Genomic DNA, 15032 nt, shown 5'->3' with positions numbered 1-15032 from the left:
GACAGCACCCATCAATCCTTTAGCCATGGACATACATGGACATCCTTTTCCCCACCTGCTGATTCGCTGCATTTGCCATCTTCTCACTCAGCCCAGCCCTCCCTGCGGGTGCGCTGGACGTGACCCTTGCCTCGCCGATGACCACTTTGACAGTCCGCACCGACTCATGGCCTTTTCCATCGCTGACCTTGATCTGCAGGACAAGCGTTGTGCTGAGCTCCTTGGGAGCATGGATGGTCAGCTGGCCGCTTTGACGATCCAGGCGAACCCATCCGGGCAACTCCTGCCGGTCGGCGAAGCTGAACCGGAGTGACTCGATATCCCACGGACTATCCGATGCCAGGAGGACGGGCTTCAGATCCAGAATGCTGGCTCCGGTCGAAACGGAGAACTGCTCAGGCACCGGATCAAATCCGGAGCGTATGACTTCTGTGGGTACGAAAAGAGACACCCCCATCCAGTCATTGACGCCTGCAATTGACTGCGGAACTCCGTATCCGGACCAATGTTCAGAACCATACATCCCATCGCGCTGAGACGACGTATTGAGCGCCGTCGAGGTGGACTGCAGAAAATCTGCATTCGGCTCTGACACCTCTGAAGCTTGAAATGGTGCAAGGCCAGACCCAGCAGGCAGATCAGTCAAGGCCGGCAGTCCCGGAGGCTGCACTGCCGGAGGAACCAAGGGCTCAACAATTCCGTTGAGTGAGGTCACTGGAGATGCATTGCCTGCCGCGTCCTTTTGCTGGACCCAGAGATTGAATGCCCCCAGAGCAGGTAGCTGCACCGCGTTGCCGCGGCCTTCAATCCAGGAGACGCCATTGTCCAGGGAATACTGCCAGCTTCCTCCCGCTTCCAGACCGGAGATGATGACCAAGCCTGTTGGAGAGACTTGTCGCCCATCCACAAGCGTCGCTTGATCGAGAGCCATTTCCGGCGCAACCGGATCCAGGGTATCAATGGCATAGACATTGGATGCCGTAGTACCCGTTCCGCTATTGCCGGCAGCATCCACATAATCGCTGTTGTTCAGCGTGATCTGATTGCTGGCCTGGGTGATGCCGGCCGTCGGAGTGAACGTGGCCGTCCAGGTAATGCCCCCGTCGCTGCTGCTCACGGCACTCAGCGTGCCATTGGCGACGCTCAGGTCGGCATTGGAGAAACCATTCACAGCCTCGCTGAAGGTGATGGTCACCAGCGAAGTCTCACCCACCTTCAGAGCATTGTCTGCGACCACGATGATGGCCGTCGGGCGCTGGGTATCAATGGCGTAGTTATTCGAGTCCGTCGTACCGCTACCTGTATTCCCTGCGGCATCCACATAGCCAGCGTTGTTCAGCGTGATCACATTGCTGGTGTCGGTGATGCCGGCCGTTGGCGTCAGCGTCGCCGTCCAGGTAAGGCCGCCATCGCTGCTGCTGAGGTTGATCAAGGTGCCGTTGGCCACAGTGAAGTCAGCGGTGGTCAGTCCGCTGACCGCCTCGCTGAAGGTGATGGTCACCAGCGTAGTTTCACCGACCTTCAGAGCGCTGTCGGTCACCACGATGGTGGCCGTCGGGCGCTGGGTGTCGATGGCGTAGCTATTCGAATCCGTCGTGCCACTGCCTGTGTTGCCCGCTGCATCCACATAGCCGTTGTTGTCCAGCGTGATTACATTGCTGGTGTCGGTGATGCCGACCGTAGGCGTCAGGGTCGCCGTCCAGGTAAGGCCGCCATCGCCGCTACTGAGGTTGCTCAAGGTGCCGTTGGCCAAAGTGAAGTCAGCGGTAGTCAGTCCACTGACCGCCTCGCTAAAGGTGATGGTCACCAGCGAAGTCTCACCCACGCTCAAAGCGTTGTCGGTCACCACAATGGTGGCCGTCGGGCGCTGGGTGTCTATGGCGTAGTTGTTCGACACGCTGGTGCCGGCCCCGGTATTGCCGGCTGTGTCGGTATAGCCGGTGTTGTCCAGGGTGATGACGTTGCTGGTGTCGGTGATGCTGGCCGTTGGCGTCAGCGTCGCCGTCCAGGTAAGGCCGCCATCGCTGCTGCTGAGATTGCTCAAGGTGCCGTTGGCCACAGTGAAGTCAGCGGTGGTCAGTCCGCTGACCACCTCGCTAAAGATGATGCTGACCGTGCTGGTCTCACCCACCGCCAGCGCCGTATCCGTCACCACAATGGTGGCGGTCGGGCGCTGGGTATCGATGGCGTAGTTGTTCGAGTCCGTTGAACCGGTGCCTGTGTTGCCCGCTGCATCCACATAGCCTGTGTTGTTCAGCGTGATGACATTGCTGGCATCGGTGATGCTGGCTGTCGGCGTCAAGGTCGCCGTCCAGGTGACGCCGTCACTGCTGCTGAGGTTGCTCAGACTGCCGTTCGCCACAGTGAAGTCACCAACATCCAGCCCCGTCACCGCTTCGCTGAAGGTGATGGTGACGGTGGTGGTCTCACCTACCGCCAGCGCCGTGTCCGTCACCACAATGGCGGCCGTCGGGCGCTGGGTGTCGATGACATAGGCATTGGAGTGGGTACTGCCCACTCCCGCATTGCCTGCCTTGTCCGTCACACCGGCGTTGTTCAACGTGATCAGGTTGCCCGTGCTCTCCAGGTTGATCGTGGGCGTGAAGGTCGCCGTCCAGGTGACGCCGCCGTCGCTGCTGGTGACTGCACTCAAGGTGCCGCCGCTGACGCTCAGATCGCTGTTGTCAAACCCGTCCACCGCTTCACTGAAGGTGATGGTGACCGTGGTGCTCTCTCCGGCTTGAAGCGCTGTGTCCGCTATGACGATGGTGGCCGTGGGCAGTGCGGTATCGATGGCATAGGCGTTGGATACCGTGCTGCCCACTCCCACATTGCCTGCCTTGTCCGTCACACCGGCGTTGTTCAGCGTGATCAGGTTGCTGGTGGCCGTGATGTTGGCGGTCGGAGTGAAGGTGGCCGTCCAGGTGACGCCGCCGTCGCTGCTGCCAACAGCACTCAAGGTGCCGCCGCTGACGCTCAGATCGCTGTTGTCAAACCCGTCAACCGCTTCACTGAAGGTGATGGTGACCGTGGTGGTCTCACCTATCGCCAGCGCCGTGTCCGTCACCACGATGGTGGCCGTGGGCAGTGCGGTGTCGATGGCATAGGCGTTGGACACCGTGCTGCCCACTCCGACATTGCCGGCCTTGTCTGTCACTCCCGCATTGTTCAGTGTGATCAGGTTGCTGGTGGCCGTGATGTTGGCGGTCGGCGTGAAGGTGGCCGTCCAGGTGACGCCGCCATCGCTGCTGGTGACAGCACTCAAGGTGCCGCCGCCAACGCTCAGATCGCTGTTGTCAAACCCGTCCACCGCTTCACTGAAGGTGATGGTGACCGTGGTGCTCTCTCCGGCTTGAAGCGTTGCATCCGCTACGACGATGGTGGCCGTGGGCAGTGCGGTATCGATGGCATAGGCGTTGGATACCGTGCTGCCCACTCCGACATTGCCTGCCTTGTCTGTCACTCCGGCGTTGTTCAGCGTGATCAGGTTGCTGGTGGCCGTGATGTTGGCGGTCGGCGTGAAGGTGGCCGTCCAGGTGACGCCGCCGTCGCTGCTGGTGACAGCACTCAAGGTGCCGCCGCTGACGCTCAGATCGCTGTTGTCAAACCCGTTCACCGCTTCACTGAAGGTGATGGTGACCGTGGTGGTCTCACCTACCGCCAGCGCTGTGTCCGCTACAACGATGGTGGCCGTGGGTGCTATCGTGTCAACCTTGACTTCTGTCGTTGCGCCAACAGCATTCAAAGTCAGGTCCAGATCATTGCCGACTGCGTCCTGCACGGTACCACCGTTCAGCTTCAGCCCGTTGATGGCAACACCATCGACATCCAGATCACCAGCTTGCACGGTGTACTCAAACACCAGCGCATTACTGCCGGAGCCGGAAACATAGCTCGCCTGCACGGCGTTGCCGCCAATGGTCAGCTCCAGCCCCGGGGTGCCGGTCACAAGCACCAGCTCGGATGCGTTGACAGTGAAGGAAAGGATTTGGCCTTCCACATAGGTGCCATTGGCAGGCACACGGACGATGACAATACTCGGGGCAACGCGGTCGATGCTGTAGCTGTCGCCGCTCAGGCCGCCGCTCAGGGCATTGCCGGCGGCATCGGTGATGCCGGTACCGCTGGCATTGAGGTTGAGCTGCACGGTGCCGTCGCCGGTCAGGCTGTCGACCACCACGGTGTAGGTGCGGCCGTCGACGCGGGTGACGCTGGTGATGCTGCCGCCGGCCGAACCGCCGAGTGCCAGGTTGAAGTCACTGACGTCAACACCGCTCACGTCCTCGCTGAAGGTCACGGTGAAGCTGGCCGAGCTGCTGTTGGTCGGGCTGGCGCCGACGCGCACGATATTGCTGGCGGTCGGCACAGTAGTGTCGACCCGTACGCCCGGCAGGCTGCCATTGCCCAGGGTCGGGTCGATATCGTTGCCGGCCAGGTCGGTCAGCTGTTCGCCACGCAGGTCGAAGCTGTTGACGGCGATGCCGTGGGCGTCGTTGTCGCCGGCCTGTACCACGTACTGGAACACCAGCTGGTCGCTGCCGCTGCCGGACAGGTAGGTGGCGTAGCGAGTGACGCCACCGACATCCAGCACCAGGCGCGGCGCCAGGCTGCCGATCTGCACGGCTTCGCTGGCATTGACGGTGAAGCTGAGCACGTCGCCAGACTTGTAGCTGCCGTCCACCGGTGGAACCACGCTGACCACGCTTGGCGCGATGCCGTCGACATTGACGCCCGTCGTGCTGGCCACGCTGTTCAGGGTGGTCACGGTAGCGTTGCCGGCCAGGTCGGTGATCGCCCCGCCGTTGGTGTCGATGCTGCTGCCCAGGGTGATGCCATTGCTGTCCAATTGACCGCTGGTGACCACCATGCGGAACACCAGAGCGCTGCTGCCGCTGCCGGAGATGTACTCGGCATACACGGTGCCGCCGGTATCCAGGGTCACGGCGATGCGCGGCACGCCGGTGGTGGTGTCGACCGTCATCGCTTCGCTGAAGTTGACGGTGAAGTCGAGGCCCTGGCCGGTGATGTAGGTGCCATCCACCGGAGCGAAGACGCTGCCCACTACCGGCACCACGCCGTCGACCACGATATTGCTGCGCCCACCGAGGGAATCGGCGCCGCCCACGGTCGGCAGGGTCAGCACCGCGAGGTCGCTGGTGTTGTTGCTGATCGCCGCGCCGTTCAACTGCAGCGCCGCGGTGCTCTGGAAGTCCAGGTCGGCGCTGATATCGCCGGCCTGCACGGTGTACTTGAACACCAGGGTATTGGTGCCGGTGCCACTGACATACACCGCATTGCGATCGACCAGGCCGGTTTCCAGGAGCAAGGTCGGGCTGCCACCGCTGAGGTCGACATTGACCACCTGGTCCCAGGTCATGCTGATCAGCACTTCGTCGCCGATCTTCACGGTGCGGTCCAGGCCTTGGGCCGAGACGTCGGTGATCTTCGGGTTCACCGGGATGACGTTGATCGAGATGGTGTCGACATCGGACTTGGCACCACCGGTACCGGAGTTGCCGTTGTCGTTGGTCTCGATGGTGATGCTGGCCGCGCCGAGGTGGTTGGTCGTCGGCCTGAAGGTCAGGCTCTGCAACGCCGCGTTGAGATTGGTGCGGTTGCCCTCGAAGATCATGACGACATTATTCAGTCCAGTACCGCTGACCATGTTGATGCCGCTGAGGTTGCTCAGGGTGAGCGTGCCGTTGACGGCCGTCAGGGTCACGGTGATCAGGCCGTTGCCGGCGTCCACATCGCTGATCGAAATGGCGTTGCCGTTGGCGGTGTTGAAGCCCAGGGCGACGTTCTGCGAGGCCGTCTGCGCGCCCGGCACATTGTTGATCGGTGCATCGTTCACCGCAGTGACGTTGAGGGTCACGGTCTTGGTGTCGGTCTGCTCGCCGCCGCTGCCGCTGAAGCCGCCGTCGTTGATGTTGACCGTCAGGATCACGCTGGCCGTGGCATCCTGGGCGGTCTTGAAGGTCAGGCCGTTGGCAGCGATGAAGAAGTTGATATCCGCCAGGCTGCCGGTCAGGGTCAGCAGGCCGGTACCGGAGCCGCCCACGGTGACGCCCAGGCCGGTGGTGGCGCTCAGGGTGCCGCTCGGCACCGAGAAGGTCGCGGTGACGGCGTTGATGCCCACATCGATGTCGGTGAAGCTGATGCCGGTGATCACGCTGGACACGTCTTCGGTCACGGTGATGGACGGCGGCACGGTGGCCACCGGCGCATCGTTCACCGCCTGGACCTGCAGGGTCATGGTGGTGGTGGCGTCGGACACGCTGGTGGTGTTGACGTTGATGGTCAGGGTCACGTCGCCGCTGGCATTGGCCGCCGAGGTGTAGACCAGGCGGTTGTTGGCGATGAACTGGTTGATGTTGGCCAGGGTGCCGCTCAGGGTCAGCGCGGTCGAGGTGCCGCCCACGGTCACGCCCCCGGCACCGGTGGCGCTCAGGGTACCGGTACCGCCGCCGAGCGAGAAGGTCACGATGCCCAGGGTCGAGTCGACGTCGCTGAAGGTGATCGAACTCAGCGCCGTCGGGATGTCCTCGTTGATAGCCTGCGAGACCGGGGCGCTGATGGTCGGCGAATCGTTGACCGCAATGATGGTGACGTCGCGGGTGACCGCGATGGAGTCCAGGTTGCCACCGTCGGTGACCTGGAACTGAATGGTACGGCTGGTGGTGTTCGGAGTGTCCGAGGAGTTGCCGTAGGTCACCGCGCGCATTGCGGCCTGGAACTCCGCAGTGGTCGCCGTGTTGCCGGCGGACTCCAGGGTCAGGATGCCGGTGCCGGCGTTCCAGGTGCCGACGATATTGCCCATGCTCAGGCCGTCGTTGACGAAGGCCAGGCTGTCCTGGGAGCTGTAGTAGGTCAGCAGGCGCACGGTGGCTTTGATCGGGTTTGGACCGTCCGGATCGGACACGGTCACCCCGTTGTCCACCGGGATACGGCTGGAAGGCGCGTTGTTGGCTTCGGTCCAGACAGCCGCAGTGCCGGTCAGCGTCACCACAGGGCGATCGTTGACGGCGGTCACCACCACGGTGGCGGTGTCGAACTGGCTGGAATAGGCCGAGGTACCGCCGGAGGTGGTGGTATTGGCCTTGGTGCCCTGCAGGCCGAGGGTGGCGTTGGTCTGGTCCCAGGCCTTGTAGCTGATGGTCGCGGTTTCACCGTGGATACCGTCCGGCACGAAGCGCACCATGTTCTGCGCGGTGAGGATCAGCGCGGACGTGACGGAAACGCTACCGACGTCGCTCCAGGTGCTGCCAGCGTTGGTGCTGTACTGCCATTTGCCGTAGGTCGCGGTCAGGTCGATGATCGCCATGCCCTTCAGCGCGCCGGTGTCGACGTCGGTGACACCGCCCAGCAGGGAGCTGACCTGCGCACCGGCGTTGTTGATCGCGTCGTCGTTGATCCCGGACAGGGTCGGCGCTACGCCGATCATGACCGGCGCATCGTTGACCGAGGTCACGATCTGGTTGACCGCCCCGGTACCGATGGAGAACGCCGTGGTGCCGCCGTTGCTGGTGGTATCGGCCGTGCTGCGGACGCCGTTTGCTGAGGCAGTACCGGTGGTCTGGTCCCAGCCACGGAAGGTCAGGGTCGCGGTCTCGCCATTGGCGGCGTCCGGGACGTAGCGCACATAGGTGGTGGCGGCGAGCAACAGCGAGCTGTTATTCGAGACAGCGCCGAAGTCGGTCCAGTTGCTGTTGTCGGTGGAGTACTGCCAGGTGCCGTTGCCGGTCTTGGCGATGATCGCTACACCGCGCAGGGCGCCGGTATCGGCGTCGTTCATGGTGTGGCTGGTCAGTATGGTCGAGATCTGCACGCCAGTGGCCGTACCGTCTTCGTTGATGGTCGCGAAGTTGTAGGGCCCGCCGGAGAGGACCGGCGCATCGTTGATGCCGACCACGGTCACGGTGCTGAAGATGCCCACGGCAGCGGTAGGCTGGCCACCGTTGGCAGTTCCGCCACTGTCGCTCACGGTGCTCAGGGTGACGACCCGGTTGACCGTGGTCGGGGTGTCGCTGTCGTTGCGGTAGGAGATGTTGTTGAGGACGGTCTGCGCCGTCGCCGTGGACAGGCCGGCGGCCTTGTCCAGGGTGACGGTGGCCGTGCCGCTGCTCACCGACACCGTGATGCTGATGCCATTGGCCGAGGTGGTCAGCGAGGTGCCCTGGACCAGGGTCACGTCGGTGCCGTCGATGACCAGTTTCTCCGACGAGCCGTTGGCGACGCCGCTGACGGAGAAGACCATCTGCAGCACCGACTGCCCGGACTCGACGGTATTGATGGTCGCGCCGCTGAACAGCTGGACCGCCGAGGTATTCTCGGTGTAGGTCGGGTTGGTCGCGGTGATGTTGGCCACCGGCGCATCGTTGACCGCCACGACGGAAAGGCTGACCACGGACGTCGTGCTGCTGCCGCCGGCACCATCATCCATGGCGATCGACACGCTGCGCGCTGTGGTCGACGGCTCGGTGCTGTTGGAGTTGCGGTACGCCAGGTTGTGCACCAGGGCGGAGACGGTGGTCGGGTTGGCGTTGTTGGTGAAGGTGATCACCAGCGGGTTGCCGTTGGTACCGCCGGTGAAGGTGCCGACCACCAGGCCGTTGTAGATGACCGAGGCGCCGGTGACGAAAATCAGGTTGGCCCCGTTGCCCTGGTCGCGGATGAACAGCACGTCTTCGCCACTGGCCAGGCCCGTGGTGATCTGCACGGTCATCTTGCCGCCGGCGAAGTTGACCGAGTCGGCATCGGTGACGGTGGCGTTGCTGCCGTTATCGAGCAGCACATAGGCCGCGTCTTCGACGTAGGCGACAGCGTCACCATTGAAGTTGGAGATCACCGGCGGCGCATTAATGGCGACCACGTTCAAGGTCAAGGTGTAATCAAAGACATTCACGCCGTTTCCGACGTAAACACCGTATGAGCCTGCCTTGATCGCAGTGCTCCCACTCACATTCCGGGCCGCATTACTGAGATTTTGATCACGAAGAATTCCGTTGGTCCCGGACATGTCTTCAATAAGAAATTTTCCACCAACCAAGCCGCCGGAGGCCTGAAACGTATAAGAGGCTATCTCATAGCCCGGTGGCACCTCGATAGGGATGACGTCTGTGGAATCCGAATTTCCGCTGTCAACCTTCCCGTTGAACGTATAGGTGCCCCCAGCATTCAGCAGAAACAGATTTCTCGACGGTTGGCCCAAAGCGTCCACCGTACTGGTGTGGGCATCAACATCCGGCCCTTCGGAATAACTGGTGCCACTCGTGAATGCCGCACTGGCCAGGAGGTAATTCCAGGCAGGCTCCTGAGCTTGCTGAAAAAGTGCTGTGGTCTCGACGTCCCCGCGGTGCAGTTCCAATACCCAGTTGCCACCCAAGGCTTGGCCTCCGGTGTCATCCGTAGATCCTGCGACATCCGCTCCAGTCATGAGCGCCAATGCATCCAGAAATGCCTGGCCCTTGCTGCTTTCGCCCACGCTGCAGCCATACAGCAGTAGATCGCCATCGGCACTCAGCGTACTGCCAATGCTCTCCAGGGCAGTGCGGTGCTCCGCCAGGTTGGCGCTGCTGAGCCAGACATTGCCCATCTGCACCGTGCCGTCCGCTCCGTGCGACAGCAGGTGGATGGCGTCCAGCCCGCTGCGCCCCTGCAGGTAGTCGGCCATCTGCTGCAGGCCGTCCTTGCCGGCATCCAGAATCACCACTTCGTCATTGCCGGACAAACCTGCCAGCAACTCACCGAGGTTGGCCACCTGGCTGTCCACAAAGACGACCTCCTGACGCTGCGTCGTTCCTGCCGCACCCTCGCTCGCCCTCTGCGCTTCCGCAGTCAGCGCATGGCGCAGTGCGCTGGCCGTGTCTGCCACATGCTCTGCGGCCCCGGCGTCCGTGGCGGCATGCGCCACATCCACCGCAGCAGCGCCGTCAAACATAAAGCGCTGCTCCAATGCAAGCGGGCGTACGGCGGTGGCCGGCTGCAGCGACTGAGGAGCGTCGGTCTTCACTGCCTGCGCCGTCATGGCCTGTGTCAGACGGTTCCAGAATGGGCGAGATTTGCGGGTCATCAAAGTGTCCTTCCTGTATGAAGGTGGCATGGCGCTTGCCTGCCTTGCAGGGTCAGACCGGCGGCTTGCCCTCTTCCCGGGAGCTGTCGGTCTCTTGCTATCGGACTATAAAAATATGAGCATGTTGCGCTTTCTATATATAGACTTCAGTATGAAAGTGATCTGAAACCTTCTAATGGCATGCGCTACATGCTCTTGTATTTGAATGCCTAGGGCTTGCCGGTCGAGGGCGGTGCCAGCAGCACCTGCCCGCTCATGCCGGCGATCAGCTCGCTAAACTTTCCGTGTATGGCTGCATTGACCTTCACGGACTGGCTCACTGGGTCCACCCGCGCGGCCAGGCGCTGCACCTTGGCAGGGTAGGTTTTGCCGGTCTCGTCAATACGCACCTGGAATTCCGAGCCCGAATGCAGCCAGCTGAGCCAGCGCGAGGGCACCAGAAACTCCAGCTCCAGTGCGGAGTCGTCCAGAATGTCCAGCAGCGCCTGACCCGGCTGGGCATATTGCTGCTCGCGGATTTTCTGCTCGGCCACACGACCGGCATAGGGCGCGGTGATCTGGCACTTGCTCAGCAGGCTGCGGTTGGCGGCGACTTCAGCCTTGGCCTTGTTCCATTCGGCCTGAGAAACATCCAGCTCCACCTTGCCGACGGAGTTCAACTCCGCCAGGCGCTGGTTGGCCTTCCAGGTCTTCTCGGTGGCATCCACGCCCGCCTGGGCCTTGTTCAGCTGGGCTTGCGGCAGGCTGCAATCAAACTGCACCAGCAACTGCCCCTGGCGAAAGGCCCCGCCCTCCACCACCGGCAGGCGCTGCACCTTGGCGCCGATTTCGGCCGCCAAGGTGGTGTAGCGGCGCGGTGCAAGCTGGGCGCGGATCTCGCGCTGATCCAGCACGCTGGGCAAGGAGGCCTGAGTCCTGGGAAGACTCTGGGCTGCCGGGCCGGTCTGGGCCTGAGCGGCGAGCGACAGGCCCAATGCCAGACCCAGAATCAAGGGAGACACGCAAGACTTCATTGGAATTGGCCCGCGTCCCAGCTTTGCAGCGATTTGCCCACGGCCTGCGTGAGTTCGGGCAGGGGCATGCTGTCCGAGCCTTCGATCACGGGCTCCATGCCCAGGGTGGCCTGCAGGCGGGAGCTGGCAGCCTGCATATTGGATTGGGCCTGGTAGCGGCGCAGCACGGAAAGAATGGTGCTGGTCTGCTGGGAGACGCGCTCCAGTGCATTGAGCTTGTCGGCCTGCACCTGGTTGTTCACATGCTCGGACAGGCGCTGGTCCACGGACGCAATGGTCTGTGCTCTTTCATACTGGCGCACGGCGTTCGCAAATTGCAGACGCGCCACATGCAGCTGAGTCAATACCGCCATCTGGGTAGCCAGGCGACGCTGATCCGCCAGCTGGACACCCGCGTCGGCCAGTTGACGCTGTGCAGGCAGGGACAGCAGTCCCAGCAGATTGAAGGAGATCTGCAGGCCTGCATCCTGCCAGCGGTCGTTGATCAGATAGCTGTCGCTGCTTTTGTTGACACCGTAGTTGAAGGAGAGTCCGGGGAACATGCGCAGCATGACGCGCTTGGTCTCTTCGTTGGCGATACGGGCGTTGTACAGGCTCTCGCGCAGATCCGGGTTCAGCAGCAGGGCTCGGTCTTCCAGCTTGTCCACCGGCTGCTCCAGCCAGCGCTGGGCATTCGAGGCTGCAGGTTCGATCACACGCAGCGGCTGGTTCAGCTCGGCAGGCGAGACGCCCATCAGCGAAGCCAGTTCGATGCGCGAGGAGGACAGCTCCTGCTGAATGGCCTCCAGCAGGCGAATGTTCTCCAGCAACTGGCGTTGATAGCGCAGCGGCTCCATGGGGGAGCGCAGTTTTTCCGCTTCGACCTTGCGCGAGTCTTCCAGGGCCTTGTCTGCATCCTGGCCGGCGGTCTGCAGCGAAGACTCCAGGGCCTGGGCGGCAGCCACACGCCAGTAGGCGATGCGCACATCCTGAATCAGCGTGTGTATGGCCTTGCGGCGGCGCTCGGCAGCGATCTGGGCGCGATCCGCGTGCTGGCGAGCGGCGTAATAGCTTTGACCGAAGTCCAGCAGGCTCCAGGAGAAGCTCAGCGAGCTCAGCGTCGATTCCCGGTCCGACGAGATATAGGGGTGTGCCAGGGAAGGCGCGCCCGTGACCGAGTCCGTGCTGCGGCTGATCAGGTCCTTGTCGCGGTAGCGGTAGCCGGCCGAGGCCACCAGCTTGGGCAGCATGTCGAACCTGGCGACATTGGCCGTGCCCTGGGCCACGGCCTCTTCCATGCCACGCAGGCGCTGGGCTGCGTTGTATTTGATGGCTCTTGCAATGGCCTCTTCAAGGCTCACCGGCCCGCTCAGTGGAGCCACGTCTTTACCGAGGCTTTGTCGATCGGCCTGGACCTGCGACTGAATTTCTTCCGTGGAAAGTGCCTGGCCGGTCAAATTGGCGCAGCCGGTGAGCCAGATGGCCGAGCCTAGCAAGGCCGTGAGCCGGACACGGCCACGAAAATGATTCTCGGGCCGGCGGTGAGCAAGGGCGTTCATATCTGCAAGGAGGTGATGGCAAAGACGGTTTGACAACAAGACCCAAGCAAAACCCATGCGCAAAACTTAAAAAGGTATGCATAAGTCTTAATTGTCAAAAAATGTGTCTGAGATATTACCCAGCAAAAATGACAACAGCAATCACTGAAATCAGGTATTTCGTCCTACAGATGCGCTCTTGCCACGCCCCGCATTTTTAGCACCAAAAAGGTGCGCTCCAGGAATGATGGTCTGGAGCCATCCACTCCAGTGAAATATGGTGAGGACTGCCGGATTTCCTGTCGCTGGACCTCAGCTTCATCGCCGATGACGGCTCCTGCCACCTTGCTTTGCGACGGTCAGGATCGGCCGGAGCATTGCGCTGAATTTCTGCGCCATACCCTCGACAAACCCGCAGGTCTGCTTCGCAACTGCCCTCATTTCAATGGCTTGCACCCCGACTCGCCGACTGGTCAGCGTGCAAGAAAGTCCTGAACCATTTGGTTGAAGACCTCGGCGTGCTCCCACTGCGCCCAATGGCCGCACTGGCTGAACACGTGGAACTCGGAGTTGGGGATGCCCCATAGCAGGCGCAGGCCGATGTCCAGGGGTACGAAGCGGTCGTCACGCCCCCAGATGATCAAGGTCTTGGCCTTGATCTCCGGCAGGCGCAGGCCGTAATCGCTGAACTGCTTCGGGTTGATCTGGGCGCTCTTGACAAAGTTTTCCAGGTGATCGCGGCGGGCCAGGATATTGGCCAGACGCTGCTGATACAGCTCTTCGGTCAGGCTGCTGCTGTCGTACACAAACACATTCATCATGCGCTTGAGGTTCTCCACCGTGGGGTCGCGGTACAGCGCACCGATGAGCTTGATGCCTTCGGCGGGCATGGGCACGAGGGCGCTGGGTCCGCCGGTTCCGCCGCCCATGAGGATGAGCTTGCCCACCATCTCGGGATTGGCCAGCGCAAATCCCACGGCGCTATGACCGCCCATGGAGTTGCCGATGATATGCACCCTGGAGATGTCCAGCGCGTCCAGCACCGCCTTGAGACAGCGTGCATTCAGATCCGAACGCGAGCCTGTGCTGACAATGGTGTCGCTTTTGCTCCAGCCCGGGCAGTCCAGCAAAATGACGCGGTATCCCGCGTCCACCAGCGGTTCGATATTGCGGTGGAAGTTGGCCCAGCCGCTGGCGCCTGGACCGGAGCCGTGCAGCATGACCACGACTTCGCTGCCGGAGCCGACATCGTTGTAGTGCAGCCTCAGGGACTGTCCCGCTTCGGTGATCGTGACAAAGCGACTGGATGAGGCTTCCGTGTGGGGTGCGTTCATATATGACTCCGTGAAGGCGGCAGCCAGGGCTGGCTGTCCGCGAAGAAGGTGAAAAGATCAGAAGGAAGCGACTTCGCGTTGCCTCAGCAGGTCCAGGGCGACGTCGACAATCATGTCTTCCTGCCCGCCGACCATGCGGCGCTTGCCCAGCTCCACAAGAATGTCCACGGCCTTGAGGCCATACTTGGCCGCTGCGGCTTCGGAGTGACGCAGGAACGAGCTGTAGACCCCGGCATAGCCCAGTGCCAGCGTCTCGCGGTCCACGCGCACCGGGCGGTCCTGCAGCGGGCGCACGATGTCGTCGGCCGCATCCATGAGCTTGTAGAGATCGGTGCCGTGGTTCCAGCCCAGGCGCTCTGCGGCTGCGATGAACACCTCCAGCGGAGCATTGCCGGCGCCAGCGCCCATACCGGCCAGGCTGGCATCCACGCGGTCGCAGCCTTCTTCCACGGCCACGATGGAGTTGGCCACGCCCAGGCTCAGGTTGTGGTGGGCATGCATGCCGGTCTGGGTTTCCGGCTTGAGGATGTCCTTGAAGGCCCTGAAGCGCTCCCGCACATCCTTCATGCCCAGCGCACCGCCGGAGTCCACGACATAGCAGCAGGTAGCGCCATAGCTCTCCATCAGCTTGGCCTGTTCGGCCAGGGCCTTGGGCGAGGTCATATGGCTCATCATCAGAAAGCCCACGGCTTCCATGCCCAGATGACGCGCGTATTCGATGTGCTGGCGGGACACGTCGGCTTCGGTGCAGTGGGTCGCCACCCGCACCACGCGCACACCGGCTTGGTAAGCAGCCTTGAGGTCGTGGACGGTGCCGATGCCCGGCAGCAGCAAGGTGGTGATCTTGGCGTGCTTGACCACGCTGGCCACGGCCTCTATCCACTCCAGATCGGTATGGGCACCAAAGCCGTAGTTGAAGCTGGAGCCTTGCAGGCCGTCGCCGTGGGCAACCTCGATCGAGTCGACCCGGGCCTCATCCAGGGCCTGGGCAATCTGCCTGGCCTGCTCCACGCTGTACTGGTGACGAATGGCGTGGCTGCCGTCGCGCAGGGTCACGTCGGAGATGTAGATTTTCTTGGTTGGAGTCATGGTGTGT

The 15032-nt window shown here is 62.4% G+C and carries 5 protein-coding genes; all 5 read right to left on the bottom strand.

Annotation, left to right across the window (positions count from 1 at the left end; translation table 11 throughout):
• Positions 1-19: 19 nt before the first annotated feature.
• Entirely contained in the window at positions 20-10072 is a 10053-nt protein-coding gene (locus DJFAAGMI_RS02130; RefSeq protein ID WP_211455768.1) for an Ig-like domain-containing protein, read from the bottom strand.
• A 209-nt stretch (positions 10073-10281) separates the two neighbouring features.
• Entirely contained in the window at positions 10282-11064 is a 783-nt protein-coding gene (locus tag DJFAAGMI_RS02125) for an efflux RND transporter periplasmic adaptor subunit (protein ID WP_349305224.1), read from the bottom strand.
• Positions 11065-11081: 17 nt separating this feature from the next.
• Complete coding sequence (locus tag DJFAAGMI_RS02120) at positions 11082-12623, bottom strand: TolC family protein (RefSeq protein WP_249333712.1); 1542 nt, start codon at positions 12621-12623, stop codon at positions 11082-11084.
• 452 nt (positions 12624-13075) lie between these two features.
• The gene (locus DJFAAGMI_RS02115) at positions 13076-13936 is read right to left on the bottom strand and encodes an alpha/beta fold hydrolase (protein ID WP_211455766.1); all 861 of its coding nucleotides are present in this window, start codon (positions 13934-13936) and stop codon (positions 13076-13078) included.
• A 57-nt stretch (positions 13937-13993) separates the two neighbouring features.
• A complete protein-coding gene (gene dmpG, locus DJFAAGMI_RS02110; protein WP_211455765.1) occupies positions 13994-15025 on the bottom strand; it encodes a 4-hydroxy-2-oxovalerate aldolase in 1032 nt (343 codons plus the stop codon).
• Positions 15026-15032: the final 7 nt, after the last annotated feature.

The sequence above is a fragment of the Comamonas brasiliensis genome (assembly GCF_018292285.1).
In the GTDB taxonomy this organism is placed as follows: domain Bacteria; phylum Pseudomonadota; class Gammaproteobacteria; order Burkholderiales; family Burkholderiaceae_C; genus Comamonas; species Comamonas brasiliensis.
This window is presented reverse-complemented; position numbering and strand designations above follow the sequence as displayed.